The sequence below is a fragment of the Chamaesiphon minutus PCC 6605 genome, from assembly GCF_000317145.1.
In the GTDB taxonomy this organism is placed as follows: Bacteria; Cyanobacteriota; Cyanobacteriia; order Cyanobacteriales; family Chamaesiphonaceae; genus Chamaesiphon; species Chamaesiphon minutus.
Genome location: NC_019697.1, coordinates 1,606,948 through 1,633,076, shown reverse-complemented (window position 1 = coordinate 1,633,076; position 26,129 = coordinate 1,606,948). Strand labels below are relative to the sequence as shown.

The following is a 26,129-nucleotide window of genomic DNA, read 5'->3' as shown; positions in this document are numbered from 1 at the left end:
GTTGTAAATATCGAACAATAGTAAATGTGCGGGATATATAAATTTATGTCAATCGATCGTGCGTCAATTGGACTTGCTGCGATTACTTAGCTAAAATACCCGCTTAGAAAATACAAATACATTTTTTGGCGTAACAACAGCCAAAATCTGTTCGATCGGGTCGATCGTTCTACCCATTTCATACTCTATGTTAATTTGTTGAATATCGAGCGGACGAGGTTGAGATAGTAGAGCTACTTTATCTGTTTGCCCATTTTGTCAACCTTCCTCTAGTTGAACGATTACATAAATAGTTAGCTTGCTGTGTCGATCGATAGATGCAATTTTTGCAGATTCTTTTTAAGATAATGTGAGTTTACGTGAGCCTTAGAAGCGATCGCTTATCTTTCGATTTGAATGGAAAGCGGAGAACCGTTGGCAACACATCTAATTGAATCTCATCTCACTCGCGATCGAAACCTGCGTAGGCCGCCTGGAAAACTTACCTCAATCCAACTCCAGCAAACCACAGATTATATTCACGAAGATCTCGGTGAAGAATTAAGTCTGACCCAATACCTCTCGGTTAAGGAATCTTGAACGATCTTTTCCAACAAAGTTTCAAGGGATTCAGCCGTCTAATCGAATTCAATTTGGGCTTAACCGAAAAGTACTTAGATCGATCGCACCGCTAAAATCGAGAAAGGCTTGATATTCGTCTGGAGTATCCAAATCGATCGCGCCTTGGGGAAAATCAATGGTGTAAGTTTCTGGCAAATGTTGTTGGATGATGCGCCTAGCTCCAGTATCGGCATTGAGCTGTAAGAGTTCGGCAAAATAGCGATCGCTAAACAAGGCTGGAACGCCAACCGTTTCTGAATAACTGGTGGCTACAATTTGATGGCATTCTGACTGATAAGCAACAACTAATCGATCGATTAGCGAGGTAGAAACAAAGGGTTGGTCGCAAACCAGAATTAACACCGCATTCAATCCTGGTTCCCATTCTAATAAGGCTGCTAAACCCGTGCTGACAGTCGTGCCCATACCCGATCGCCATTGCGGATTGTCAACGATTTGAATAGGTAAATCCTCAATTTCAGTGCGAATTTGGTGGGCATTTGCACCCAAAACTACGACAACTGGATCGCATGTTGACGCGATACTTATTTTGACTAAATGTCGGATTAAGCTAGTTCCTTGAATGGATAATAACTGTTTGGGTGTACCCATCCGCCGCGAGGCTCCAGCCGCGAGCAGGAGTAAGCCGATCTTGGTGGGTGTCATGAATTGATGTGTTGCGATATTTGAGAGAATTGCCGGGACGATCGCTCAAGACAGCTTGAATTTCTGCGACGATCGATAGGGCGATCGCCGTTGGTGTCTCAGCACCAATATCTAGCCCTACTGGAGCATGAAGTTTATCGAATTGTTCGGTGATGGAGGTTAGATCTTGCTGCAATTCCTGAAGTAATCGTTGGGTGCGCTGTCTCGATCCGAGTAAGCCGATATAACCAAGCTCCGCAGGTAGTAATCCTCTAAGAATTTCTAGATCGTCATAGTAATTGTGAGTGAGGATCGCGGCAACTGCTCCGGCGGGGATGACGATTCGATCGAGTCTTTCGCGGCGGGTGAGGATGACTCGATCGCACATGGCAAATCGCTCGTGACTGAGGGGATTGGCGCGACAGTCTACTACCGTAACGTGCCAACCTAAAGCTTTGGCAAACTGGGCGAGTGGGATCGCATCCTGACCTGCTCCAAAAATCACCAGGGAGATGGGTGGCTCGATAAATTCTATGAAAACTTCAATTCGGCAGTTGGCAAGGTCGTATCGCTTAACCACAGACTGTCTAGCTCGAAGAACCGATCGCGTATCAGGGACGATCGCCGCGATTAAATCTGGATCGCTTTGACCCAATACGTCGATCGCCTGCGCTGTTAGCGTTAGACAAGCTCCCAATTGGGTGGCATTGCCTTCAGTTTGAATGATACTAACCAAGACTCCAGGAGTCCGATCGCGCCAACACCGAGCGAGAAAGGTAAGCGGATCGTGAGGCGGTCTTAATCGTTCGACTAGGACTCGCACTGTGCCCGTGCAACCGAGTCCGAAGCCCCAGAGGATATCTTCGGTCGCGGTATGGTCGTAAGTAACGATCTTGGGTCGGTTGTCTGGCATGAGCTGAGTGTGTTCGACCAGATCGCGTTCTAGACAACCACCGCTAACTAAACCGACAGTTTCGCCATCGGCGGCGATGAACAGTCGCGCACCAGGACGACGATAGGTTGAGCCTTGAGTCCCCACTACCGTGGCGAGAAAAGCCGATTTACCTCGATGTTGGCTGCGATCGAAGGCATTGAGAATCGATTGAATTTCACTGCTCATTTTAGGTGAGATGAATAAGATCTACATTCATCTATTTAGATAAATGCGATTTTTTATTGAATGGGTATCGAGATAACAATATTGAAAATCCACTGACGATCGCGTGGTTTTCCCTACATCAAACCCTGGCTTTTAAACCACTTTTGCAGGCGATCCCAACCATCCTTGGCCTCTGTTTCTCGGTAGGATGGGCGATAGTCGGCAAAGAAAGCATGAGGGGCTTCGGGGTACACGACAATTTCCGATTTGCTGCGACCTGACGCTAGTAGTGTGCGAACTTTATCCACTGACTCTAGGGGAATTCCTGTATCCTTCCCGCCATAGAGTCCGAGTACTGGCACGCTCAAAGTGGCTGCGATATCTACGGGATGCCTGGGGGTCAGCGGCGTAGACTCTCCCACCAGTCTGCCATACCAAGCAACTCCAGCCTTGACTTTGGGATTGTAGGCAGCATAAAGCCAGGTGATGCGACCACCCCAGCAAAACCCGGTGATGCCGACTCGATCGACATTTCCCTGTGATGACTTGACTGCCCAAGCCAGCGTGGCATCGAGATCCGCGAAAACTTGAGCGTCGGGCACCTTGGCGACAACTGCCCGAATCTCTTCGACACTGCTCAGTTTCAACACATCCCCCTGACGCACGAATAGCTCTGGGGCGATCGCCAAATAACCTAGTTTGGCAAGACGGCGCACTACATCTTGAATGTGCTCGTGGACTCCAAAAATTTCCTGAACGACCAGAATAATCGGAAAATTACTGCCTGATGCGGGTTGGGCGCGGTAGGCCGGAATTGCTCCATTTTTGACGGGAATTTTTACCGCCCCTGCAAGTAAGCCATTGGAATCGGTGGTGATGGTTTTGGCACTAACTGGATGGACTGCCATCGCAAATCCAGTGGCGAGAGAGGCAGTAACCATAAACTTGCGACGGGTTAACTTTTCGTTCATTTGGAGTTCTCTACTGTCATGTTTATTGCTTTCATCATTCATTTTTGCATCGTGGCGATCGGTCGATCGCCAGTTTGAAAAACAGGCTCTTAAATTAATTTATCCATTGTGATGGGCAGCGAACGAACCCGCTTGCCAGTAGCGTGAAAGACGGCATTGGCGATCGCTGCCGCCACTCCGACGATCCCAATTTCACCGATGCCTTTGGCACCAATGGGGTTGACATAGGGGTCATTTTCCTCAACAAAGTAGGTCTCGATCGCGGGAATGTCTGCATTTACAGCCAGGTGATACTCGCCGAGGTTGGCGTTGACGTATCGTCCAGAACGAGCATCCATGTACGTCTCTTCCTGGAGTGCCATGCTGATGCCCCAGACGATCCCGCCGTGCATTTGGCTGGTAGCTGTCTTGAGATTGAGGACGCGACCGACACCATAACAACCGAGGACGCGGGCTACTTGCACCGTACCTAAATCCGGATCGACACGCACTTCGCAAAAATGCGCGCCGAATGAGTGGAAAGAGTAGACACCGCTCTGACTCTCTGAAGCTTGAGTGCCACGATCTTGCTCGGTACCAGGTTTCTGACTGGCGGTAGCTGGCGTACCTGGGGTGGCGCGTTCTCTTCCTGGCTGCACGCTGGATACCACCTCGACCACCTTTTCGCCCAGGCGGGTAAGCATTTGGACATAGGTTTCACCCCGCGATGGGTTGTCACGGGCGAAGATGCGACCGGATTCGACGGTGACTGCGCTAGTGCCAAGTCCAAAGATGGGCGAGTTTTCATCTCTGAGTGCCATTTCAATCAAACGCGATCGCAGTGTCCGCGCTGCTGCCTGTACCGCCGATCCCGCACTGGCAGCCGAAGTAGAGCCACCTGCGCCGGGTGAAGGGGGTAGACGGGTATCGCCCAGCTCAAACCGTACCCGATCGACAGGTAAGCCCAAGGTTTCGGCGGCGATTTGGGTCATGATGGTGTAGGTACCCGTGCCGAGGTCGTGGGTACCAGTTTGCACTAACGCGCGACCGTCAGCGAAAAAGACCGCTCGTGCCGATGCCGCACGGTAATTGGCTGGATAGGTTGCCGACGCAACGCCGTAACCCACTAGGTACCGCCCATCGCGCATCGATCGCGGTACGGGATTGCGTTTTGCCCAGCCAAAGCGTTCGGCTCCCAGCCGATATGTTTCGCGGAGGGACTTACTCGACCAGGGGTGGTTTTCATGTTCGTCCCGCTCGGCATAATTACGGTTGCGTAATTCGATCGGGTCTAGATTTAGTTTGTAGGCGAGTTCGTCGATGGCGGATTCTAGCGCGAAGGAACCGGAAGCTTCACCAGGTGCCCGCGTGAAGGTGGGTGTACCGACGTTGGCGCGGATCAGACGGTGCGAAACCTCCACATTTGGGCACGAGTACATCATCCGCGTCATCAAGCCGGACGGCTCGACAAAATCATCGAGCATGGAAGTGTGCGATGTCGTCGCATGACGGATCGCCGTCAGTTTACCCGCTGGCGTTGCGGCTAGCGTAATCTGTTGCAGCGTCGGGGCGCGATGTCCGGTAGAGGTAAACATCTGCGGACGTGCTAGCACCAGTTTGACCGGACGTTTGACTTGTCGAGCTGCCATCGCCGCGATCGTCGTATGCGGCCAGTTCAGTCCCTTACTACCGAAGCCGCCACCGAGAAAGCGCGACACGACGCGCACGTTTTCCTGGCGGATACCAAATGCTGAAGCGAGTACCTGACGCACACCAGAAACATTTTGGGTGGTATCGTAGACCGTCAGGTTATCACCTTCCCACATGGCGATCGTTGCGTGTGGCTCCATCGCATTGTGATGTTCGATCGGGGTCGTGTAAGTTTGTTGGATGCTCACGGCACCATCGAGTCCCCGCGCTACGTCGCCGCGCAGCGAGTCAACCGAGCCACCACCACCGCCACTCAATCCCATCGGCGGCAGAAACGCTTCATTCAGCCGCTGTGCCATCATCCCTACAGGCTGTTGCTCGTCATAGGTCGCCCGCACCAATCCAGCCGCGTACTCGGCTTGCTCCAATGTGTTCGCAACTACGACCCCAATATTTTGACCGTAATAGTAAATTTCCGGTTTTTGTAAGATCGGCAAAGATTGACCAGCAGGCAGCCAGGTAAGTTGGGCTAGACGTGGCGCATTCAAGTGGGTGATGACCGCCAGTACTCCAGGCGCACGTTCGGCTGCTTGGGTATCGATGCTGCGAATTCGACCACGGGCGATCGTGCTTTGGCAGAGTACGGCATGGACGACTTGCTCGGTCGGTATTTCCGCCGAGTAACGCGCACTGCCCGTGACTTTGAGATAGCCATCAACGCGATCGATCGGTTTACCAATGATTTTGTTATCGTTATTTTGTGCTTGATTCATACTGCTGTCCCCGCTGTGGCGATCGTGAGCGATCGGACGATCGCTCGTTTGGCTAATTCCACCTTGAAAGTATTGTCTTTGTATCCTTTTGCGCCGCGTAAAGCTGCCTCCGCAGCCGCTCGAAACGTTTGTTCGTTCGGTTTTGCCCCAATCAAAATTTTCTCGGCTTCGATCGATCGCCAGGGTTTATGTGCCACTCCTCCCAATGCCATCCGCGCACTCCGAATCGTGCCGTTATTAATATCCAAACCAGCAGCCACCGAAACTACCGCAAACGCATAGGAGGTGCGATCTCGAACTTTGAGGTAATGCGATCGATCGGCAAAGGGTGAATCGGGCAGATCGATCGCCGTAATTAATTCACCTGGTTGCAGTACCGTCTCGATTTGGGGTGTATTTCCAGGCAACCGATGAAACTCCGTCAAGGGAATGCTGCGCTCGCCGTTTGCGCCCGATACGCGGACGACTGCATCGAGGGCTGCAAGAGCCACGCACATATCTGAAGGATGAGTGGCAATACAGCTCTGGCTCGTGCCTAAAATGGCATGAATCCGGTTGTAGCCTTCAATGGCGGCACATCCAGAACCTGGTTGACGCTTATTGCAAGGTGAAGTGGTATCGGTGAAATAGTAGCAGCGGGTTCTCTGTAGCAAATTGCCACCCATTGATGCCATGTTGCGGAGTTGGGGCGAGGCTCCCGCGAGCAAAGCTTGTGACAGTAATGGATAGCGGGTGCGAATTAATGGATGGTTGGCAGCGTCGCTATTTTTTGCCAATGCTCCAATCCGCACGCCGCCTGAGATCGACTCGATTTGCGATAGTTTTATCCTAGTAATATCAACCAGACGATCTGGCTGTTCGATCCCATCTTGCATCAGGTCGAGAAGATTGGTACCACCCGCAATAAATTTTGTTCGATCGCTAGTTGCTGCTTGAATTGCTGTGCTGGGTTCGTTGACTCGGAGGTAGGTGAACGGTTTCATTTAAAGTAGGGAATTAAAAACCAGAATGCTGAATTGTCGAAGGCAAAATCGGTTAAGAGTTCGCTTGACTTCCTTCCTTGACTGCCGCCACAATGCCAGCATAGGCACCACACCGACAGAGATTGCCACTCATCCGTTCGCGGATTTCTATATCTGTCAATTCAACCTGTCCCTGCTTGCGGACATCTGCTGTCACTGCACTAGCTGTACCCGCTTTGGCTTCAGCGATCGCCGCTACTGCCGAACAAATTTGACCTGGCGTACAATACCCGCACTGAAGCCCGTCATTTTTGATAAAAGCTGCCTGGATGGGGTGCAATTTAGTGCCGCGTGCCAATCCTTCGATCGTGGTGATTTCGGCATCGTCGTACATGACGGATAGTGCCAGACAGGAATTGATCCGCTGTCCATTAACTAAGACCGTGCAAGCCCCACATTGACCGCGACCGCAGCCTTTTTTGGTGCCCGTCAAACCGATTCGATCGCGCAAAGTGTCCAGCAAAGTCACACGCGGTTCGACCTGCAATGAATACTCTTTTCCATTCACTCGGAGCTTGATTTTACTAGTTGCCGCGTCTGGTGTGGTAGTAGAATCGCTTCTGGGTTGGGCAGTTGTTTTTTTCGGAATAACACCGATCGCACTTGCAACTGCACTCACAATAATTAACTGACCAAAGCGTCTGCGTCTAAATCTAAAATTCATCTGTTAAATTTCCTCGATCGAAGTTCGGGATAAATATCGATAAAAATATTTTCGGACGATCGTCTTTCAATCGCCCAAAATTTATCATCGTTCGCGATAACTGAGAACTTCTTCTCGATTACCTACGGCAGGCTTCGCCAACGACTGAATCTGTCCGTCTTTGTTTGCGATGCAGCCAAGAATCGAGCGAGAACCAATTATATCGACAAGTAGCCAAGAGCAAAAATAGCACGATGCCATAAATGAGTTGACTGCTTACCAGCTCTGGCAATTGAGCGGACATGGCTCCGAACGTAAACATTACCATCAAAGTAAATGTGAGGATTAACGCGATCCGAGTTGACAGTCCCAAAATAATTAACACTCCCACCACAAGTTCGATAATGGGAACGGGATAAGCACCCAAACGGATTAGAATATCGGGAAGATAAGAAGCATCCAACGTTTTTACCATTCGTTCGACGAAAGCTGGAATATTAAAAATTTTGTTAAATCCAGAGTTGAAGAAAATTCCGCCCACCATCACTCGGAGTAGTAAATGGGCGATCGCTAGATCTCGTGGCTTGAGGCTAATCTCGGTACTATTGACTTGCATATTAGATCTTCCAGTTAATTAGTTATTGTGAAAGTTTACTCGCTCGTGCCTACCCTAATTTTTTGATTTACAACCGATTTACTACGAGCATCAACTCGATTTGAGAATGGTAAAATCGAGCGGACAACACGATCGCCAAGTAAATAAGTTTGCAACCAAGTTAATAGCACAAACAGGCGATTGCGATATCCTGGTAGGTAAACCAGATGCACACCCAGCCACATTATCCAAGCTAGAAATCCCGTAAACTTCCAGCCTTGAATTTGACCGACTCCGGCATGACAGCCAATAATTGCCAATCTACCTTTATTGAAATAGTTAAATGGTTGAGGCAACTGACCGCGTAACTGGCGGGTAATATTTCGAGCGACAGCTACACCTTGTTGCAGTGCTTCTGGTGCAACACCACTCAAAGTTTGACCAGCTCGATCGACATAAGCAGCATCACCAATGGCGTAAACATTGGCATATTCGATCGATTGTAAGGTCGGACGCACGCGCAATTTATTTTTGGTTCCGCGCTCCCAATCATTAGCCAAATCGGGTACTGCTGCATCGACACCTGCCGTCCAGATTACCGTTTTAGTAGAAATAACTTGACGATCTTGAAGATATACTGCATCAGGTGTAATGCGATCGATCTTTGTTGACAACCGGACATCAACCCCTAATTTCTGTAAATATTTTTGGGTATAAATTCCTAATTTTGGTGGCAATTCGCTCAGTAAGCAATCGCCAGATTGTACCAAAATTAGTTTAACTTCTCGCAAATTTAAAGTTGGATATTCGTGCCGCATCCGACTGCGTAATAGTTCGACAAATGCCCCCGCTACTTCGGCACCAGTTGCCCCGCCGCCAATAATTACAAAGGTAAGTAACTGTTGACGGCGGAGTGGATTGACTTCGATACTAGCGGCTTCAAAACATGCTAAAATCTGGTTGCGTAGGGTTACGGCTTGGGCAATCGATCGCATCGAAAAAGCAAATTCTTCAGCTCCAGGAACTCCCAAATATTGAGATTTACTCCCAGTTGCGATTATCAAAAAATCGTATTCAATCTCGGCTCTGTCGGTTTTAATAGTTCGGGCAGCAAAATCGATTTGTTCGACTTCTGCTAACAAAAAGTGGCGACGACGATCGCACCGGACGATCGTTCGAGCTGGATAAATGATGTGTTCTGGCTCTAGCTGGGCAGTTGCCACTTGATACAGTAGGGGCACGAACGTATGATAGTTATTCCGATCTATTAGCAGCACCTCTTTACCAGACTGTGCCAATGACTGAGCCGCTTGTAGTCCCCCAAATCCCGCCCCAATAATTACCACCGGAAATTTTTGGACGGTCATCGAGCGTAAACCTTGCCTGCTTGAGACGAAACTGGAGTTGTTTGTGCGACTCGAACCGCTCGTAAATTTGCTGGGGGATTTTTGGGCACCGTCCAGAAGTAGATCGTGCTCGTCCCGACTTGCTCGGTGCGATCGGGTTTCCAGTCGCCCATATCGAAAGCATGAGACACAATGCGGGTACCAGGTTTGAGTTGGGCGAATAACTGCGGTCGGAGTTTGACATTCAGTTCGGGCAAGAGATATAGTGTCACCACAGTGGCATCGCTAAACTTGCTTTGAAATAGATCTTGATTGAGGAAGCGCACTCGATCGGTTACACCCGCTGTTTGAGCGTTAGTATTGGCTTCTTTAATCCGTTCGGGATTGATATCGATGCCCGTGGCACGAATCCCGAATTTTTGAGCGGCGGTAATCGGAATCCGCCCATCGCCACTGCCTAAGTCGTATAAGACATCCTTACTGTTAACTTTGGCGATCGCCAGCATTCGATCGACTACTGCTTGCGGGGTGGGCACATACACGACATCCGGCGATCGGAGTGTTGGAGCCTGGGCGACCCCTGGAGCCGCTGGTGCGTCGGCAGTCTCTGTTCGATCGCTCGTCGTAGATGTCGTGCTACAGCCAGCTCCGAGCAAGCTCAGGCTGATGATGGTCGCCAATGCAATGCGATTGGATAAGCTGCGAGGGAGCTGTTGTTGAGGTGAAATCATCATCATTTTCTCCGTATGTTGTTAGTGTTTAATGCGAACTGAACGCCGAGGCTTGCGCGACTTCGCTTACATCGGCTTGACAGAATTAGCTTTGCGCCCTAGCGATCTCACTTCAGCTTTAGCGGCGATTAGTTGTGTGTGAGAATCTCGTAACCCGATCGCTGCCGAACTATGTTGTAGTTGGGCTAGCTTGTAGGAAGCTAAAGCTAGATCTGCTTGTTTGCGACTGACTTTACCTTGCGCGGACAAGATTTTGGCCTTGTCATGCTTGGCTTTAAATTCGCTTAAGTTAATCCGCGCTTGAGCCAACTGTGCTTGCGATAGCGAAACGGCTACTTGTGCGTCTTTGAGGGCAATTCGAGCGGAGTTAAGTCGGACGGGTTGCTCTTCCTCTACAGCCGCCCCAGAAGTAGTGCTGAGATCTGCTCGTTCTGAAGCTGGATCGCTACTCACAATTGGCATTGCTATCGGCAGGTCTTTCGCAAAGCGTGGGCTTTGCCCAATCGCCCGATCCATACTTTGGCTGTTGCTGGTTGGCAATTGGATCGATCCAATTGCCAACAGTCCGACAATGCTCATTCCGGCCATCGTTCGCCAAGCGTGGGCTTTGCCCAATCGCCATAATTTCAATGGTACGTTCACATTATTTCCTCCTAATTAGCGAGTATTAAGATCGGACTTGCTTGGCAACATCATCAATGCTGGATCTGGCGATGCCGGAGGACAAAGGGAATTCCCAATGCCACGACAATTACGCCAACGATCGCCCCAGTCCCGGTGTAAACCAAACTGGAGTAAAGCAGATAGCCACAAGCAGCACAAAATAGCAGTGGTAAAATCGGGTACAGCGGTACCCGAAACGGGCGCGGTCGCGCGGGATCGCGCACGCGGAGTACCAGCAGCGAGATGCTACTGAGCAAGAAGAAAAACCAGAAGATCGGTGCGGTATAATCGACCATCGTTTTGAACCCGTCACGAGTGACAGTGCCGAGTCCGACTAATGCTAAGCAGATCGCCCCTTGGAATAAGTAGGCAAAAGTTGGCGTATTGTAACGGTCTTGCCAAACACCCAACCACCGGAACGTAGCAACATCTTGCCCCAGCGCAAAGTTAGTCCGCGCGCCCGTAAAAATGGTGGCATTAATCGAATCGAGCGTACAAACGACAACCAGGATACTAATAAATTTGGCTCCTGGCTCGCCGAATGCCTGTCGCATCAAATCGGCAGCAACGGCTGATGACTGAGCCATCCCAGCCAACCCTAAGCCCTTGAGATATGCCAAATTAATCAGTAAATAGAGAGCGGTGATGATGCCCAGCCCCCATAGAAGCGATCGAACGATATTGCGGCGGTAATTCTCGATCTCGGTGGAGATCTGAGCAGCTTCGTTCCAGCCACCGTAGGACAACAGTACGAATACCATCGCCGATCCCCAGGATCTCGTAGCAGAGGTATTAGCCGGAGCGGGAGAGATTGGGTCTACAGGAAAGGTTAAACCGATGATAATAATTGCCAGTAGTCCCAGGATGGTGGTAATCGTCAGCCAGTTTTGGAGTCGTTTACTGTGCTTGATACCCAAAATGTTGAGAGCTGTGAGCAAAGCGATCGCCAGTGCTGCATAAATCCCTGCCGAGAATGTACCCAGCCGGAATAATTGGGTAGCATAATCTCCAAATACAAATACAAGTAAGGCGATCGATCCAGTCTGAATCACACTCAGTCGCGCCCAAGCAAATAAAATCGCAATCGATCGACCGAATGCTCGTTTTAAGTAGTCGTAGCTACCACCAATATTGGGATACGTGGTAGCGAGTTCCGCATAGCATAATGCACCAATAACAGAAATTACTCCACCTAAGCCCCAAGCTTGTAAAACGTCAGTTTCACTGTTAGCATTGGCCGCAACTAATGCGGGTGTTTCAAATATTCCCGCACCGATAACTAATCCGACAATCAAGGCGATTGCATCGAATAGCCCGATCGAGTGTCTTGGTATCGCCGTAATATTTTCTGAGGCTTCGAGTAGGTGAGGTCGCTCGATCTTTGTCACAATTTTACCTTGGCTACTAGATTGGCAGTTGGCGCACTCTCGATCGTCAACAAATTTACAATCGGATATTTATTGGTTTTTCACTCGTATGTACGAGTGAAATTATTAAAAACTCGACATAAAAGCTAGCCAAAAATAAAGATACTATTCCGGTTGTAGCTTGTTATTTCGAGTATTTTGAAAATCTTAAGTGGTGCTATTAATTTAAAGTTTGCAACAAGTTGTCTACCAAAATTATCTGCCGATCGGCATACTTTGTTTGCAATCTTTGTAGTAATTAAATACTATTTTAGATCGAAGAATATCTACACAAAGCCCTCGTCCTTTAGATCGAAGATTGTATAGATTGCGCCAAATTTATCGCATCGGTGCAAATCGATCGAATAGTAGAGCTGGAATCACAACTGGAATCCCCGCCCCGATACAGATGAGAGCTTGGTTCAGGTTGAGCGGTTGAGTATTTATGATCTTAAATCGAGTGGCGAGCCAGTCAGAAGCTAACCTTAATCTGTCGAATGATAGATTGAATACTTGAACTGAACGATCTAGGAGATCGTGGATTTTGTGCATTCTAGCTCCATAGACATGAATTTTTGCTGCGACAGATCCAGTCACGATAACACTTGGGCTGCTTCCACCATCTACTCACAGCAATTTAAGCTGAGATCGTTACTTTAGTTAGGCACTACCTAGTTGAGATCTCTAACTATCGATGGATATAAACATAGATTAAAAATCATTAAGTTATCAATATGAATATTTAATTCATGCACCACGACAATCCTTGTTTTCAGGTGCTCGAAATACCTCACAAAATCAACAAATTTGAAATCTCAAAGCAAATAGAATGAAAACCAAGCTAATTGCATTTGTCGCACTGCTATCTTCGATCCTGACTGTCGGCATGACTACACCAGCTAGCGCGCAAATTGACCCTCCTCCGCCAATTCCTCCAAGTCCCGTACAAGTACGTCAGAGTTCGATCGGCCCATCTATTTTGTTTGGTAACGGACAAACAGCGATTGGGGTTGATTCTAAATTTAGCATCAGCGATAATCTCTCTTTACGGCCATTTATCTACTTTCCGAGCAATGGTACGGACTTTGGTACTGCGTTGACTTATGATATCCCGCTTAGAAATAATGACAGTACTCTTGCGATTACACCCTTCGTTGGTGCTTCTGTAGACTACAACAGCACAAACAACATTAACGCCACAACTTTTAGCTTGGTCGGCGGTGCCGATGTCGATCTCAGCGATAGCCTCCGTCTTAAAGGCTCGCTCATCGTACCTTTGAGTAACGATCGCGGTCAAGGTACGGGCTTGAGTGTCGGTGCTGGTTTTCGATTCTAGCTCCGTTATCGATCGCGACAAACCTGCTCCAGCTAGCGAAATTTCTCGCTCGTCGAGCCAAAGCCCAATCTGGGCTTTGGCTCATTTTTTGGATGTTATTTAGGGCTTGCTGAATAATCGAGGTTAATCCATTGTTCCCATTCTGCTTTGGTCTGTTGGTAGTAAGGTATGGCGGCTTCGGCTTGTTGTGCTCAGATGCGACGGCGTTCTTCGTTGGCGTAGCATCTGTTTCGAGAATCGATAGCTTGATAAAAGATCGTCGATCGATGGATTGAAGGTTAGAGTCTGAAGCATCGGGAATAATCAAGATGACCTCGTTGGCGTAGCCTCCGCTTTGCGGAATCGGAATATTCGGCAGATCGATTTCTAGTCGATTACCTACTTGAATTGTGGTAGTAATATAGCGGGTTTGTTTCATCTGGTTAGCTGTAGCGAGTAGATACCTATCATCCACTGTACTACTGAATCAGCAATCGGGTTTTACGTTCGAGTTTTCGATCGACAACTGTAGATTTAGAGTCTGGGCAAATTGTATTAGATCGAAAATCTATCCAATTAAATCTATCCAATTGGAGAGATCCATTTGGATCTCGTCTGCGTATACTGAATCAAATCGATCGCATTGACGACTCATCTGCTGTCAAGATCCATCTACATCAGTAATAAGAAAGTGACGATGAAATTTAGTAAGCTCGGTACCTTAATTACAGTACTCTCCGTAGCTACGATGTTTGAGTTTGTCAGTGTCGCTCGATCGGCAGCAGGAGTCGCGCTCACAGGTCTAGCGGGCGGTAACACACTGGTGTTCTTCGATTCGGCTACTCCTAATTCGACGACGACGCGCGGTGTGACTGGAGCCGATCTGAGTGCTACGCTGCTGGGGATCGACTATCGCCCAGCTAACGGTCAGCTTTACGGGATTACTAATAATGGCGTATTCGCGATCGATCCTGCCAGCGGTAACGCCACTCTTGTAAATACGATCTCCCCTACTTTTAATAGTGGCACGATTTCAGGAGTAGACTTCAATCCAGCAGCAGACGCGCTGCGGATTACAGGGGCTAACGGGCAAAATCTTCGCATCGGAGGTGGTGGTCTGGGTGCAACTAACGTCGATGGCAACCTTGCCTATGCTGCTGGAGACACTAATGCCGGAGTCAGCCCCACGATTACGGCTTCTGCCTACACCAACAATTTTGCGGGAGTACCTGCTGGACGCACTACTCAACTATTTAATATCGACTCCAACCTAGATACATTGGTGCTCCAAAACCCACCAAATAATGGCACTCTAGGCACGATCGGCTCTTTAGGTGTCAATGTTGGGACGGTAGGTGGATTTGATATCTTTTCGCCCAGTAATGGCGTAAATACTGCTTTTGCAGCATTCGCTCCCAATGGCAGCACCGCAGCTTCTCTGTATACGATCGATCTCAGTACGGGTGCCGCTACTTCGCTCGGTCAAATCGGTACGGGAGCTGGATTTAATCTGACTGGTCTCGCCGCCCCGATCTCCCCGACTGCGGTACCCGAACCTTCCTCGATCCCAGGTTTAATCCTCTTGGGCATCGGTACTGGCTGGATGCTCAAGCGGCGCAAGCACAAAAGCATTGCAGCCAAAACAGGTAAGTAATCTCTCAATTTAAGCAGTTGGCTATGTAATGCGAACAACTAATGGGAGTGACTATCTTCGATCGATCGCTTGAGAGTATGATGCCCGATGGGATTCCAGCCAATGCTCGGATTGCCTCGTTCATTCACCATCCTCAACTGGAGGTAATCGCCGCAACATTGCTAGAACAATTAATCCAATCTCATCCAGACATCAGCCAAATGAAATAGAGTGTTTAAAAAGGTAGACTGGAAAGATTGACTTGTCTGCTAATATCGATGTCTAGTTCCGAATCATTAGTAGTTTATTACCATAGCTAAAACCATTTGAAATAACTGCGTTACATCACTTAAACTTAAGAATTTTAGAAGTGTGTAAAATGAAAAAACTCATTCTTCAGCGTTTATTGACGATCGGTGGAGCATCGCTTTTAATCCTCCAGATCGCCTTATTCAAAGCGATCGCTACTCAAAAATTCACTCCATTAAAAACAGATCGCCATTTTCAAAATCTCCCCAGTGAATTAGTTCTAGCTACTACAAAATATCAGAGCGACGCTCGATCGGGGTTGCTCCCAAAAACGCTGACAGCGCGGAGAATGGAAAGTGGGCCTGGTGGAGGTGGCAGTGGTGCTGCTGTTGGCCGTGGCAGAATTAACACCCCAAGCCAGAGTCCAAAGTCTTCAAATATACCCGGAAGGAATGTATATTCTTCTCTTAATAAGTCACCTGATTTTCCTAAAGGCTTTCGGTCTGCACCAAATGGAACCCAAAAAGTGGAGATAAATCACCGAGAACTAGCGAGAGAGTTAAGAAAGATCGAACCACGTAAGTGGTACAAGGTTTATAGAAATGGCTACATCGGAACTAATAAAGTTTCAGTTCACTATTTTGAAAGTGCAACTAGAAAAGTATTTAACGTTAAAGTAAAAGACGGTTGGAGCTAATTTGCGAGTAATGTCTAACACGCTAAAAAGATGATGAACGTGGAAACAGTGGTGGGTGTTGACATCGGATCGGCATCTTGACTCGCAATAGTAAACCCAATGCCCAGGCAACCTTATTCGCTTGCGGATTAGCTGAATTTTTCCCAACAGAATCGATCCTGAGTCGCCATTGTTGTCCGCCAAAGCCAAGTCCAGACGGGATTTGGCAATTGCTACCCTTGTTGGAGCGCATCCTTCGATCGTTGGCGTAGCCTACCATAGGTAATCGGTGATGGTCGGAGATTATGTGTTCGAGATCGAAGCTGGGCGACGGGCTGGCAGTGCCACTGTCTATCTCGATCCAACTGGAGAATTCCCGTGGCAAGATCTTGCCGATCTGCCGATTACGACATCCGCCAAAATCACTGCCATGCTTTAAAATGCCAGTGAAAAGTTTCGAGTAAGTAAGAGTAGAAGAGTTTTAAGCTATCCTTTTAGTCGCTCGTTTTCCCTCCAGTCCCCACCAACAAATCCTCCAACATCCCAGAAGCACCTTTTTGTTCCTGCCGTCGATTATCATCGTACAAATTCAACGTATTCTGATTGCTATGCCGACTCAAAGCTTGCGCCGCCCGCAGATTACCCCCACTCGCATCTAAAAACGCCGTAATCGAACTATGCCGCAATCGGTGCGGCGACACCCGCCGCTCGATTCCCGCAGCCTCCGCATACCCTTGAACGATTCGATAGATACTATCCCCAGCAATCCTCGACCCATAACAGTTATGGCTCAAAGAAACAATCAGCGGCGCATCGACCTGGAGGAAACCTCCAGGTTGTGTGCGACAAGACAGCGGCTGTCCTGGCGCATTGCACGGATGAAAATTCAGCCACTCTTCCAGCGCATAACTGACGCTATCAGTCAGATCGATCGCCACCTTCACTCGTTTCCCCTTTCCTAAGATCGTCAACTTCTGCTGCTGGGGCAAAAAATCCTCAATATTCGCACTAGCAATTTCCCCCCGCCGGAGCGCATTACCCCAGAATAACAGCATGATCGCATAATCTCTTACCCCGATCGACGTACTCGGATCGATTGCCTCCAACATCAATTTAAACTGTTCGACCGAAATCCCCCTAGTATCGCGATAGGTTTCAGCGGGAATGCTCTCGATATCGCCGAGATCGATCGTGGTTTTACCCAGCTTCCGCACCATGTCCACTAAACTCTTAATCGCCGCCAGCCGGACATTAATCGTACTGGGGGCAAGGTTTTTATCGATCGAGTGACGACGATACCTTAATACCATTTCAATTGCCGCATATCGATCGAGTTTCAGAAATTCCGAGATCGTCTCTGGAGTCGCAGAGCCACTATAAGCAAACTGACAGAAATTCTCAATCGCTTTAACGTACTGTTTGCGAGTACTATCAGCAATCTTCAATTGCCCAAATTCCGCCCAGAGATTATCTCGTTCTATGGTGGTTAATTCGGCTGGGGACGGCTGCTGGAATCTGATAAGCTGGGGAGTAGGAGTATTTAGCACGATCGATCCCAATCCTCCCCGTCAATAATCGGACTGACGATATCTCCTAAAATTTGAACCGTTCCTGCCAATTCAGTTGGAAATGTTCGACATTTGGTAGTAGGTAGTAATGTCTCTGCAAGCACTGTCACAACAACACGGGCAGAATGTACCGATGGTCGATCTACTAACCACACGATCTTACCATTTTCATAAATCGCTTCATAGCTTTTCAACATAGCTTTATTTCCAGTGGTTGGTAAGTGGCTGGACATAATTAGTCGGGGTCGATGCCCAGAGTGCGTAATTTAGCCGCCAACTTTTGGGCACGGATCTCGGCATCATCAGCACGCTGGCGTTCGAGTTCGGTTTGGCGATCGGCACGTTCGATTTGTTCGTATGGGGTAGGATAACGCCGATCTTTTTCGTCATACCAATACAACCATTCCCGTGTTAAGTCATCATATTCAGCACATTCGGCACCAATTCCCAAGCCAATTTCGGGCATCCATAAAGGGTTGGTGGTGGCAAGCTCGTATTTGCCTTGAATCAGCTTATAAATTTCTAACCGAGGTTTGCGGCGACGTTTGGGGTTGTAGATAACATAGTAAAGTACACCTAGTTCGGCATATTTATCGAGCTTGGTAGTGTACTCTCCACCTGGTTTAGTGGAGGCTACTTCCAATACTAAAATCGGTGGTACTTCTTCTTCCCACAGCAGATAACTCAGTCGTAAGTTTTCATCGAAGGAGCGTTCGACACCAAGACTCAAGAAGCCGTCAGGAACGATCGGTGGTTGTTCTGGATCGGTATAAATCCCCATATCGATCCCAAAGAACCAATCCATCCGTCCTTTCCAGAGCATTCGTAAAATAGACTTCAGCAGACTAGGAATAATTTCTTGGAGTTCGTTATCCACTGGGGTATCGTCCGAATTAGGTAGTTCGTCTGCGGTCGGTAAGTATCTGGGTAATTGGTACTGATACATAGGTTGTGGGGGTAAAGGGTAAAGGTGAAGGGGGAAAGGAGGTTAGAGATTTGCATTTAAAGATTCAATTTGCTTAAACAGCATTTTAGAAATCCCAACAACCTGATCTGATAATTGAGAATAAGTTGGCTCATTCAAATACCCAATTTCTAGGGCAACTCTCAACAAACTACGAACTTCACCCGCAGAACCCTTTGCAATGTTGAGAAAATTTACATACTCCTTGCGGGATCTCCTTTCAAATCCTTCTGCTATGTTTGTGGGAATCGATACAGCAGCGCGTCTTAATTGGTCTTTTAATCCAAAGTCTCTACCTAATTCTCCTTCTCTACTAACCAGATAAATCTGTTTAACCAATTGTATTCCAGCTTGCCAAACTCTCAAATCCTCAAAACTCTCTATTTTCACATCTTGCACCAATATAGATACTAGTGATGTCTGGGGAAAGGGTAAGGGGTTGTGTTAGGGCAAGGGTTAAAGGAGAAGGGGTAAGGGGTAGGATTTTAAGAGTCACCCGATCAGGCAATCTTTTTGGGTTAAATGAAGAACGAGAACACATCACTTTGGCGATCGGCTCGTTCCTTCCTTTACCCTTTACCCCTTCCCCTTTAACCCTTTCAAGGGGAAGGGGTAAAGGATAGATGGCAAGATGTGAGAATTCCTTTCCCCTTTAACCTTTCCCCTTTACCCCACTTCACTAACGATTTTGGATCTGGTGCAAGATGTGAGTATTTTCATTTTGCCCCTTACCCCTTACCCTTTCCCCCTTCCCCCAACTTAGTAAGATTATACCACTGCTCGAACATCGGAAAAGATCCATTTCCATACGTTAGACCAAAATTAGACAATATTGTCGAGCATCGATCGCGTGGTATGATGGGGGAAAGGGTAAAGGTTAAAGGGGAAAGGGGTTTAGCGCGTTGCGCTCTGGATTGCCTTAGCCACCAACTATTCTCTCTATCCTTTCCCCTTTACCCCTTCCCCCTTCCCCTAAATATGACTACAGTTCGCACGATCGCTGACTTAACAGCTCAACAGCAGATAGAGCTGCTGGCAGCACAACATGACATTACCTACCAGAAAACACAACTTGATGAGTTAGCAGATACATACTCACGACTTTCTGATGCGGAGGTCGAATTAGATGAGATAGAGCTGCTATTGTTGGAACTCGATCGGGCGGGAATTCTTACGGGCAAAGACAACGGATTGCTGCATCTTCAGTACTTGCGCGAGCGAAAATAATGACCTTCGACCCGTTTCGAGACTTTGAGGAGCGAGGCTACCTGCGGAATTTATACGGTAGTAAAGACGTTGCCGCAGTTAAGGCTCTCGAACAAAAGTCATTCAAGAAAAATCTCAACAGCGCGATTGATACTTTGGCAACGATTCAATTTATCGAATACAAGCATATTCTGAGCATCCATAAGACCTTGTTCGGGGATATTTACCCTTGGGCTGGTGAAGACAGATTGGCAACGGCTCCCGATCTCAACATTACTAAGGGTGGCTACGAGCGGATGTTTGCCCACCCACGAGATGTCAGACGTGCTGGCGAATATGCTTTAGATCGAGGTCAAGATTTGCCGTTCGTGCGCGAACTACCTGGAGAAGTAATGGGACTACTAGCTCATGCACATCCATTTCTAGATGGCAATGGACGTACCATTATGGTGCTCCATGCAGAGCTAGCGCATCGAGCGGGAATAAGTATCGAGTGGAAACAGACACACAAGGCAAATTATCTGACAGCACTAACGACCGAACTGAATGACCCAAGCAAAGGACATTTAGACGCTTACCTCAAGCCGTTTATTCGACCAGCAATCGAACGCAAACAGTCAATATCGGCATTGAAGTCGTTACGAGGGTTGGGCGAGACTTAAAACACCTAAAAATCAGCCTCAGCAGGATTTGGAGGACACAGTATGATATCTAATTAGAGCACATTCACTAAGTTACACAAGTATTTGGAGGTTTTATGCTGATTTCTCTAGCTCAGGCATTAGATCGGGATGCGACAGATGCAGTCGATTAAATTTGTGTGCTATCTCAGGAGAAGGTATAAACAAGATCGTGGCTAGATCGAAAGAGATTCCTGAAAAATGTCGGCGATGTGCCCCGTTGAGTCCGGCTGAGGCTAGAGCCAAACATCCGACTTGTTGGGATGATAAGCTTTGTACTGCCAGACGATTTTACATCAATAATCGCGATCGAATCAACCAAAAACGATCGCGTAAACGAATCGAAACTAAACATCAAGTTTCCGCTCCCAATGTGAAATATGGGATTCTGCATGTGTGGCGGGAAAACAGGGAAGATTCACCAATTCACGCAATCGGGGTGGAGATTTGGGAGCAGAATACTAAAATTGCAATGGTGGCTCCCGTTCACTGTGCGGGGTGGTTGCCTTCTCAGGTGCATGAGTATCTACGCCAGGTTTTAGATGTGTTAGGGACGGAATATGGGTTTAAGAAGTTTGCTGCTCAGGTACGGATCGATCCTAGTCAATGCTCGATTCAAGGGTGTTTTTTGAAGGGTAAAGGGTAAAGGGGAAGGGGGAAGGGGGAAGGGGAAAGGGGTAAAGATGAAAATAGAGAGTTTTGAGGGTTTGAGAGTTTGGCAAGCTGGAATACAATTAGTCAAACAGATTTATATTGCTATTTAAGCAAATTGAATCTTTAAATGCAAATCTCTAACCCCCTTTCCCCTTTACCCCTTCCCCCTTCCCCTCATCTCCAGCTCACCATCTGGGATAGACTCGATCTTGCCACAACTAATTCAGTTGGGGCTGATTTCTTAGGGCTGCTGGATGAGGTGGATGAGTCGATTGACTGCTTGGCTCCAGCAGAAAAGCTCAATGCTGCGGGGGAGGCAATCCGCAGGTTGGGGGAGATTTATGCCGATCGATCGGCAATGCAGCTTTCACAGATCGAATATCTATTTCACCCAGAGCGGGAGCCGATTTTACCGCTGGATGCGTTCGATTGCTATGTACGACAGTCGATGATGGTGGATTTGGAGCAGTTTATTGAGGCTCCTGAGTTGCCAGAATACGAGCGGGAATACAATCTGACGGTGGTGCGCGAGCTGTCGGTGACTGAGGCTTTGGCGGAAATTAGCGATGAGATAGTAACTGAGGAAATGGAGGTGGCACGGGTAGCCGACTTGGTGTTGGGGATTGCACATGGAGAGGAGATCGAGCTGTGGGCGAGTCGGATTCGAGCGGTAATGGCTGAATGTGGTTCGATGTTGTTAGTGGAGTTACAGCAGCAGTCGGGTTTGAGTTTGGTAGATGTCTGGCTAGGGTTGTTATTGGGAGATACGGGCTGTTCGATTCGCCGTCAGTTGAGTTGTGAGGTAGAATTTAGTGTTGATTTCTACGATCGCGAAGCGCGCCACCAAGGCGGTCGAGCGGGGATTTGGATTGTGGAGCTAGTAACATAAACATCTATTGATGTCATTGAGTCAGATTAGGGGGTAAGGGGAAAATCAAGATGTCAAAACAAAATCCAGGCGATCTAAGTAAATCGAATCAGTTACTCAAGGCTTTAACTCAATCAGAAATTGCTCAATTCATTGATGTACTATTAGAAGCTTTATCTCCTGAATTAGAGGAGCAAGCTATTTCCCAACTTCTGCCAGATACCCAACAAACAATCAGACAAATTCTTGCTCCATCACCGCCTCAAGCAGCAACGAAATCTACTGTTATAGGAACAGTCTCTCTGGCGAAACAGGCTGAGATTTGGGCTGGACTTTGGCGAGAGTGGGATAAGATCGTTGGCGAAGCTTCAGAAGAAGAAGGAAAATATATCGTTCGAGAGGCTGATTGGGAAGAACCTTATTTTGATGAGACTACATTTATTGAAGATTTAGAGAGCGTTGCCCAGAAGATGCAGCCGCTAATCGAGATCGCATTCGAGCATGAATTTAGCCCCGAACCCGATTTTGTCACAGCACTTTTGGACGCAGAAACAGATGTTGTTTCAGGCATTCCAGATTGGATGGAAATTACCGATGGTTTGTATTTAGAGCAGCATTTAACTCGTTGTATATTGGGAAGTGAGTGGTTAACTATTCGGGAGCAAGGACAAGATGCTTTTCAGTTTACAGAGTGTATTCGCGAATACGAGCAGCAATTTCAGGAAGTACAATTAAATAGTGATACGGTTTTTGAGTTTCTAATTCAGTTATCTGAAGCAGACCGGAAAATTATCTTAGCAGGATTAACAACCAACAAAGAAACGACTCTTTGGAAGAGTGTATTAGCAGATATACATTCTTGCTGGCAGCAGTTTTATTTAGATTTAATCGAGCAATATGCACCAGATCGCTATCTACAACAATTACGAACAACGATTCCTCAACAGTGGCAAAATGGGTTGCCGATTATTGAGGAGTTATTGAACGATCGGGATTATCCAGAAAGTTTTGTGGCGATCGAAGAAACAATCAATTCATTACTAAAGCCCACTCGCAGCGATATATCCTGGACACCGGAAACTTCGATGTTGGTAGCTATTTCAGGTTTATATTATGATGGCAATTCAGCAAATATCAATACATTGCTGCGCTATTATCAGCAAACTGCACAGGGATTGAATCAAATTGAAAGAGCGAATGCACTGGAGATCCAACAAATAGGGATCGATCGATGGTTTAATTGGTCGAGGATGTTTGCCGCCTTTGTTGAAGTCCCTGTATCTGAAGTTACTCGTCAAGCTTTGTTTACATCCTGGCGAGATTATGTCGTTCGTCGCACGAAATCTTATAGCTGGCAAAAAGTCGATAGCTGGTGGCTTTGTTGGTTGATTGAGAGTGTTGACGATCGTCAAAAAGGTGTAAGTTGGTTTCAGGAGCAAATAACTCAATGGCTCGATCGTCTACCTGGAGATCGAAGTCAATTAGGCGAGAATTACGATCGATTGCGATTATTGACTAAAGATTTGACGGAGATCTATCACCAAGGAGAATCTGGTTATCCTCAATTCGATCGAGTGGTGATTCGCCCTCAAGAATTCTCTAGTCAAAGTGATGAATCTCGACGGGAGTATCTAAAAGCATCTGCACCCGATCGTTTGTTCGATCTGGTGATGAATTATTGGCAAGTAAATCTTCACCAATTTGTACCTAAACCGGAGTCAGTTCAGAATGGTAAGTACACCACACATGCTCAGTGGATGGTTGCGTTGAAGGAACTATCACCACAGGATTATGAAAATCTTTTGGCGCAATGGAAAGTGGCGCATAAACGCCGAATTAATCTGTGGAAAGCTATGAAACAAATGGGAGTGAGCTAATATGAATGTCCGAGTAACTATTGAGGTTTCGACTCCCCCAACTGCAAGAAATCTGGATAACTTGAGATCGGCAGCATCTGAGTTAACTAATAATCTCAAAAGTATCGATATTTATGCGAAATCTGCTCATCGTTGAATCTGCTGGCAAAATTAAAAAGCTCAAAAGCATCCTCGGATCGGATTGGGATGTCAAGGCTTCAATCGGGCATATTCGCCAACTCGCCAACGATGGGGACGGTGCGTTAGGCTTCGATCTGGGTGCAGAGACAATCGATTGCCGCTACATCCCCCGCGACGACAGAGCCAAACAAACAATAGCCGGACTAATTGCCGCAGCAAAGCAAGCAGATCGAGTCTTCATCGCCTCAGATCCAGATCGGGAAGGTGAAGTAATTGGCTGGCATATCGCCCAGGTATTGAAGCTCAAACAGCCCCAGCGGGTGGTCTATCAAGAGATTACCGAATCCGCTGTCAAAAAAGCAATTGCCAGTCCGCGATCGCTCGATATGGCTCTAGTAGAGGCGGGTAGGTGTCGCGATTGTCTGGACAAATTGGTAGGCTACAAAGGATCGCCCCTCATCTGGCGACTCAATAACGGTGCAAAAAGCGTCGGGAGGGTGCAATCTGCCACCCTGCATCTAGTCTGCCAACGAGAGCGGGAAATTCAAGCCTTCAAACCCCAAGATTATTGGTCGGTATTTGTAGACTATGCTGAAGGTTTCCGCGCATTCTATAACGGCACGGCTCAAACTGTTTCGCCAGTAGCAGACGAAGAAACCAGCGACGATGCGGGAGCGACAGAAAAAGTCGCCGAATCGACGCGCGTATTAAGTCAAGCGGAAGCTGACAGGTTGGTGGCAATTGGTAAAGCCAACTCGCATCAAGTCTCCACAATCGAAGGTAAACTCGCGCCTAAAAAACCACCCGCCCCATTTATCACATCCTCGCTCCAACAAGCCGCAGGAGCGCGCTTGAAGTTCAGCCCTGAACATACGATGTCCGTCGCCCAGAAGCTGTATGAGGCGGGGTTAATTACTTACATGCGGACTGATTCTGTCGAACTCAGTCAGGATTTTTGTACAGCGGCACGGGAATGGCTACTCGCTCACGATCGAGATAATGTACCTACGAAAGTCGCCAAACAGCGCAGTTCTAAAGATGCTCAGGAAGCCCACGAAGCGGTCAGACCGACGGATATTACCAAAGCATCAAGCGAACTCAAACAACAGCTTTCAGCGGATGAATTTGCGCTGTACGTAATGATTTGGATGCGATCGATCGCTTCTCAATGCAAACCTGCTCAGATTCGCAAAACCACGATCGTCACTCAATCTGGTGAGATTCAATGGCAAGCCAGAGGGCAGATGCTGGAATTTGCGGGCTATGCTAAATATTGGAAGGATATTAGCGGTGATGCCGTGCTACCTAGCGTACAACCCAAACAACCACTCACCGCAGCTAATGTCAGTCACGAGCAGAAACAAACCCAACCACCACCACGCTACAGTGAGCCAAAACTCGTCCAACTGATGGAACGGCGAGGGATCGGTCGTCCTTCGACTTACGCACCGACTATTGCCACCCTCAAGCAACGTAATTATGTCGAGCTGGTGAAGAGTAAAGTGCAACCGACGACTGTTGGTTTGCAAGTAGATGATTTTCTCATACAAGCTTTGCCAGAGTTGATTCAATCGGAATTTACTGCTGGGATGGAAACTCAACTCGATGCAATCTCCAAGGGTCAGCAGGAATGGCAAAGTTACCTGATTGAGTGGAACCGAAGTTATTTTGCGCCAGCATTAAGCAAGGCTACCAAGAATCTACCGGAGCAGGACTATGGGTCGTTCCAAGGTAAGGAACTGGAAAAATCGCGCTCGAAATGTCCGACTTGCAGTAAACCAATGTCCAAAGTACCTACTAAGAAGGTAAAGAAGGGGTATTTCCTCAAGTGTGAGGATGGCTGCAAAGATGCTGAGGGTAAAGGGTTGGTGATGTTTTGGTCGGAGCGAACGAGTGAATGGCAACTCCCACAGCCGAAAACCGAGCAGTCATCTCCGCCAAAGTTAACCGAACATCCTTGTCCAGTTTGCCAGAAGCCGCTGGAAGAATACAATTATACTAAGGATGGACAAGCCAAGTCGATGCTGCGATGTTCGGATGCAGCAGCTCGAACTAGACCAAAACACAAAGATATCGCCTATTTTCGAGGGAACCAGGGGCAATGGTGGAGTCCAAAATTGGGTAATCTCGGCGCGGATGCGGCTAAATCGAGCCAGGTAAAAGCACAATAGTTCGATCTCAATTCCTCAAATCAAA

Annotated in this window: 29 protein-coding genes; 13 read left to right on the top strand and 16 right to left on the bottom strand. The window is 47.7% G+C overall.

What is annotated here, in order from left to right; all coding sequences use genetic code 11:
- The first annotated feature begins 396 nt into the window (after positions 1 to 396).
- On the top strand, positions 397 to 579 hold the full coding sequence (locus CHA6605_RS07495) for a hypothetical protein (protein ID WP_015158884.1): 183 nt from the start codon (positions 397 to 399) through the stop codon (positions 577 to 579).
- A gap of 48 nt (positions 580 to 627) precedes the next feature.
- Here the strand turns inward: CHA6605_RS07495 and CHA6605_RS07490 are convergent, their stop codons facing one another.
- The 12 genes from CHA6605_RS07490 to CHA6605_RS07435 form a co-directional block, all read right to left on the bottom strand.
- Entirely contained in the window at positions 628 to 1,266 is a 639-nt protein-coding gene (locus CHA6605_RS07490) for a nucleotidyltransferase family protein (protein ID WP_086936186.1), read from the bottom strand.
- Positions 1,172 to 2,365, bottom strand: coding sequence for an XdhC family protein (locus CHA6605_RS07485; protein WP_015158882.1), 1,194 nt, complete (start codon positions 2,363 to 2,365; stop codon positions 1,172 to 1,174). Before CHA6605_RS07485 ends, CHA6605_RS07490 begins: the two co-directional genes overlap by 95 nt.
- A 113-nt stretch (positions 2,366 to 2,478) precedes the next feature.
- Entirely contained in the window at positions 2,479 to 3,315 is an 837-nt protein-coding gene (locus CHA6605_RS07480; RefSeq protein ID WP_041548901.1) for a dienelactone hydrolase family protein, read from the bottom strand.
- 89 nt (positions 3,316 to 3,404) lie between these two features.
- Entirely contained in the window at positions 3,405 to 5,717 is a 2,313-nt protein-coding gene (locus tag CHA6605_RS07475; protein ID WP_015158880.1) for a xanthine dehydrogenase family protein molybdopterin-binding subunit, read from the bottom strand.
- Positions 5,714 to 6,700, bottom strand: a complete 987-nt coding sequence (locus CHA6605_RS07470) for an FAD binding domain-containing protein (RefSeq protein WP_015158879.1) — start codon at positions 6,698 to 6,700, stop codon at positions 5,714 to 5,716. The genes CHA6605_RS07475 and CHA6605_RS07470 overlap by 4 nt, the downstream gene beginning before the upstream one ends.
- Positions 6,701 to 6,752: 52 nt before the next feature.
- Positions 6,753 to 7,403, bottom strand: a complete 651-nt coding sequence (locus tag CHA6605_RS07465) for a 2Fe-2S iron-sulfur cluster-binding protein (protein ID WP_015158878.1) — start codon at positions 7,401 to 7,403, stop codon at positions 6,753 to 6,755.
- A 118-nt stretch (positions 7,404 to 7,521) separates the two neighbouring features.
- The gene (locus tag CHA6605_RS07460) at positions 7,522 to 7,998 is read right to left on the bottom strand and encodes a DoxX family protein (RefSeq protein WP_015158877.1); all 477 of its coding nucleotides are present in this window, start codon (positions 7,996 to 7,998) and stop codon (positions 7,522 to 7,524) included.
- 35 nt (positions 7,999 to 8,033) lie between these two features.
- Positions 8,034 to 9,344: an NAD(P)/FAD-dependent oxidoreductase gene (locus CHA6605_RS07455; protein ID WP_015158876.1), complete on the bottom strand. Its 1,311-nt coding sequence runs from the start codon at positions 9,342 to 9,344 to the stop codon at positions 8,034 to 8,036.
- The gene (locus tag CHA6605_RS07450; protein ID WP_015158875.1) at positions 9,341 to 10,054 is read right to left on the bottom strand and encodes an SAM-dependent methyltransferase; all 714 of its coding nucleotides are present in this window, start codon (positions 10,052 to 10,054) and stop codon (positions 9,341 to 9,343) included. Before CHA6605_RS07450 ends, CHA6605_RS07455 begins: the two co-directional genes overlap by 4 nt.
- A gap of 66 nt (positions 10,055 to 10,120) precedes the next feature.
- The gene (locus CHA6605_RS07445; protein ID WP_015158874.1) at positions 10,121 to 10,696 is read right to left on the bottom strand and encodes an efflux RND transporter periplasmic adaptor subunit; all 576 of its coding nucleotides are present in this window, start codon (positions 10,694 to 10,696) and stop codon (positions 10,121 to 10,123) included.
- Positions 10,697 to 10,749: 53 nt separating this feature from the next.
- The gene (locus tag CHA6605_RS07440) at positions 10,750 to 12,105 is read right to left on the bottom strand and encodes an APC family permease (protein ID WP_015158873.1); all 1,356 of its coding nucleotides are present in this window, start codon (positions 12,103 to 12,105) and stop codon (positions 10,750 to 10,752) included.
- Between the two features lie 357 nt (positions 12,106 to 12,462).
- Positions 12,463 to 12,720, bottom strand: coding sequence for a hypothetical protein (locus tag CHA6605_RS07435; RefSeq protein WP_041547739.1), 258 nt, complete (start codon positions 12,718 to 12,720; stop codon positions 12,463 to 12,465).
- A 232-nt stretch (positions 12,721 to 12,952) separates the two neighbouring features.
- Here CHA6605_RS07435 and CHA6605_RS07430 point away from each other — a divergent pair, with 232 nt between their 5' ends.
- The 6 genes from CHA6605_RS07430 to CHA6605_RS33820 all read left to right on the top strand — a co-directional run bounded on the left by CHA6605_RS07430 (position 12,953) and on the right by CHA6605_RS33820 (position 16,435).
- Positions 12,953 to 13,459 (top strand): hypothetical protein, encoded by a 507-nt coding sequence (locus CHA6605_RS07430; RefSeq protein WP_015158871.1) that lies wholly within the window; start codon positions 12,953 to 12,955, stop codon positions 13,457 to 13,459.
- A 676-nt stretch (positions 13,460 to 14,135) separates the two neighbouring features.
- Positions 14,136 to 15,092 carry a DUF4394 domain-containing protein gene (locus tag CHA6605_RS07425; RefSeq protein WP_015158869.1) on the top strand — a complete coding sequence of 319 codons (957 nt, stop codon included), beginning with the start codon at positions 14,136 to 14,138 and terminating at the stop codon, positions 15,090 to 15,092.
- A gap of 41 nt (positions 15,093 to 15,133) precedes the next feature.
- Complete coding sequence (locus tag CHA6605_RS33830) at positions 15,134 to 15,301, top strand: hypothetical protein (RefSeq protein ID WP_015158868.1); 168 nt, start codon at positions 15,134 to 15,136, stop codon at positions 15,299 to 15,301.
- A 149-nt stretch (positions 15,302 to 15,450) separates the two neighbouring features.
- A complete protein-coding gene (locus tag CHA6605_RS07420) occupies positions 15,451 to 16,017 on the top strand; it encodes a hypothetical protein (protein ID WP_015158867.1) in 567 nt (188 codons plus the stop codon).
- Between the two features lie 77 nt (positions 16,018 to 16,094).
- Entirely contained in the window at positions 16,095 to 16,268 is a 174-nt protein-coding gene (locus tag CHA6605_RS33825) for a hypothetical protein (RefSeq protein WP_157259901.1), read from the top strand.
- A 17-nt stretch (positions 16,269 to 16,285) separates the two neighbouring features.
- Entirely contained in the window at positions 16,286 to 16,435 is a 150-nt protein-coding gene (locus CHA6605_RS33820) for a hypothetical protein (protein ID WP_198288451.1), read from the top strand.
- A 55-nt stretch (positions 16,436 to 16,490) separates the two neighbouring features.
- On the opposite strand, the gene CHA6605_RS07410 is transcribed toward CHA6605_RS33820, so the two are convergent.
- Genes CHA6605_RS07410 through CHA6605_RS07395 form a run of 4 tightly spaced genes read right to left on the bottom strand, consistent with a single transcriptional unit; the run spans position 16,491 to position 18,927 of the window.
- On the bottom strand, positions 16,491 to 17,543 hold the full coding sequence (locus CHA6605_RS07410) for a tyrosine-type recombinase/integrase (RefSeq protein WP_015158866.1): 1,053 nt from the start codon (positions 17,541 to 17,543) through the stop codon (positions 16,491 to 16,493).
- Positions 17,537 to 17,761 (bottom strand): hypothetical protein, encoded by a 225-nt coding sequence (locus CHA6605_RS07405; protein ID WP_015158865.1) that lies wholly within the window; start codon positions 17,759 to 17,761, stop codon positions 17,537 to 17,539. Before CHA6605_RS07405 ends, CHA6605_RS07410 begins: the two co-directional genes overlap by 7 nt.
- A 38-nt stretch (positions 17,762 to 17,799) precedes the next feature.
- Entirely contained in the window at positions 17,800 to 18,510 is a 711-nt protein-coding gene (locus tag CHA6605_RS07400) for a Uma2 family endonuclease (protein WP_015158864.1), read from the bottom strand.
- Positions 18,511 to 18,552: 42 nt separating this feature from the next.
- Complete coding sequence (locus CHA6605_RS07395; protein WP_015158863.1) at positions 18,553 to 18,927, bottom strand: four helix bundle protein; 375 nt, start codon at positions 18,925 to 18,927, stop codon at positions 18,553 to 18,555.
- A 579-nt stretch (positions 18,928 to 19,506) separates the two neighbouring features.
- Here CHA6605_RS07395 and CHA6605_RS07390 point away from each other — a divergent pair.
- The 6 genes from CHA6605_RS07390 to topA all read left to right on the top strand — a co-directional run bounded on the left by CHA6605_RS07390 (position 19,507) and on the right by topA (position 26,104).
- Positions 19,507 to 19,755, top strand: coding sequence for a hypothetical protein (locus tag CHA6605_RS07390; protein ID WP_015158862.1), 249 nt, complete (start codon positions 19,507 to 19,509; stop codon positions 19,753 to 19,755).
- Positions 19,755 to 20,396, top strand: a complete 642-nt coding sequence (locus CHA6605_RS07385) for a Fic/DOC family protein (protein WP_015158861.1) — start codon at positions 19,755 to 19,757, stop codon at positions 20,394 to 20,396. The genes CHA6605_RS07390 and CHA6605_RS07385 overlap by 1 nt, the downstream gene beginning before the upstream one ends.
- A 190-nt stretch (positions 20,397 to 20,586) precedes the next feature.
- Positions 20,587 to 21,060 (top strand): hypothetical protein, encoded by a 474-nt coding sequence (locus CHA6605_RS07380; protein ID WP_015158860.1) that lies wholly within the window; start codon positions 20,587 to 20,589, stop codon positions 21,058 to 21,060.
- 135 nt (positions 21,061 to 21,195) lie between these two features.
- Positions 21,196 to 21,957 carry a hypothetical protein gene (locus CHA6605_RS34990; RefSeq protein ID WP_015158859.1) on the top strand — a complete coding sequence of 254 codons (762 nt, stop codon included), beginning with the start codon at positions 21,196 to 21,198 and terminating at the stop codon, positions 21,955 to 21,957.
- 50 nt (positions 21,958 to 22,007) lie between these two features.
- A complete protein-coding gene (locus CHA6605_RS07370; protein ID WP_015158858.1) occupies positions 22,008 to 23,813 on the top strand; it encodes a hypothetical protein in 1,806 nt (601 codons plus the stop codon).
- Positions 23,814 to 23,926: 113 nt separating this feature from the next.
- A complete protein-coding gene (gene topA, locus CHA6605_RS07365; RefSeq protein ID WP_015158856.1) occupies positions 23,927 to 26,104 on the top strand; it encodes a type I DNA topoisomerase in 2,178 nt (725 codons plus the stop codon).
- Positions 26,105 to 26,129 lie beyond the last annotated feature (25 nt).

What these genes read in the sequence shown, in the direction of transcription:
- CHA6605_RS07495 (WP_015158884.1), top strand. Translation starts at nt 397, where the DNA reads ATGGAAAGCGGAGAACCGTTGGCAACACATCTAATTGAATCTCATCTC.
- CHA6605_RS07490 (WP_086936186.1), bottom strand. Translation starts at nt 1,266, where the DNA reads ATGACACCCACCAAGATCGGCTTACTCCTGCTCGCGGCTGGAGCCTCG.
- CHA6605_RS07485 (WP_015158882.1), bottom strand. Translation starts at nt 2,365, where the DNA reads ATGAGCAGTGAAATTCAATCGATTCTCAATGCCTTCGATCGCAGCCAA.
- CHA6605_RS07480 (WP_041548901.1), bottom strand. Translation starts at nt 3,315, where the DNA reads ATGAACGAAAAGTTAACCCGTCGCAAGTTTATGGTTACTGCCTCTCTC.
- CHA6605_RS07475 (WP_015158880.1), bottom strand. Translation starts at nt 5,717, where the DNA reads ATGAATCAAGCACAAAATAACGATAACAAAATCATTGGTAAACCGATC.
- CHA6605_RS07470 (WP_015158879.1), bottom strand. Translation starts at nt 6,700, where the DNA reads ATGAAACCGTTCACCTACCTCCGAGTCAACGAACCCAGCACAGCAATT.
- CHA6605_RS07465 (WP_015158878.1), bottom strand. Translation starts at nt 7,403, where the DNA reads ATGAATTTTAGATTTAGACGCAGACGCTTTGGTCAGTTAATTATTGTG.
- CHA6605_RS07460 (WP_015158877.1), bottom strand. Translation starts at nt 7,998, where the DNA reads ATGCAAGTCAATAGTACCGAGATTAGCCTCAAGCCACGAGATCTAGCG.
- CHA6605_RS07455 (WP_015158876.1), bottom strand. Translation starts at nt 9,344, where the DNA reads ATGACCGTCCAAAAATTTCCGGTGGTAATTATTGGGGCGGGATTTGGG.
- CHA6605_RS07450 (WP_015158875.1), bottom strand. Translation starts at nt 10,054, where the DNA reads ATGATTTCACCTCAACAACAGCTCCCTCGCAGCTTATCCAATCGCATT.
- CHA6605_RS07430 (WP_015158871.1), top strand. Translation starts at nt 12,953, where the DNA reads ATGAAAACCAAGCTAATTGCATTTGTCGCACTGCTATCTTCGATCCTG.
- CHA6605_RS07425 (WP_015158869.1), top strand. Translation starts at nt 14,136, where the DNA reads ATGAAATTTAGTAAGCTCGGTACCTTAATTACAGTACTCTCCGTAGCT.
- CHA6605_RS33830 (WP_015158868.1), top strand. Translation starts at nt 15,134, where the DNA reads ATGGGAGTGACTATCTTCGATCGATCGCTTGAGAGTATGATGCCCGAT.
- CHA6605_RS07420 (WP_015158867.1), top strand. Translation starts at nt 15,451, where the DNA reads ATGAAAAAACTCATTCTTCAGCGTTTATTGACGATCGGTGGAGCATCG.
- CHA6605_RS07405 (WP_015158865.1), bottom strand. Translation starts at nt 17,761, where the DNA reads ATGTTGAAAAGCTATGAAGCGATTTATGAAAATGGTAAGATCGTGTGG.
- CHA6605_RS07400 (WP_015158864.1), bottom strand. Translation starts at nt 18,510, where the DNA reads ATGTATCAGTACCAATTACCCAGATACTTACCGACCGCAGACGAACTA.
- CHA6605_RS07390 (WP_015158862.1), top strand. Translation starts at nt 19,507, where the DNA reads ATGACTACAGTTCGCACGATCGCTGACTTAACAGCTCAACAGCAGATA.
- CHA6605_RS07385 (WP_015158861.1), top strand. Translation starts at nt 19,755, where the DNA reads ATGACCTTCGACCCGTTTCGAGACTTTGAGGAGCGAGGCTACCTGCGG.
- CHA6605_RS34990 (WP_015158859.1), top strand. Translation starts at nt 21,196, where the DNA reads ATGCAAATCTCTAACCCCCTTTCCCCTTTACCCCTTCCCCCTTCCCCT.
- CHA6605_RS07370 (WP_015158858.1), top strand. Translation starts at nt 22,008, where the DNA reads ATGTCAAAACAAAATCCAGGCGATCTAAGTAAATCGAATCAGTTACTC.
- topA (WP_015158856.1), top strand. Translation starts at nt 23,927, where the DNA reads ATGCGAAATCTGCTCATCGTTGAATCTGCTGGCAAAATTAAAAAGCTC.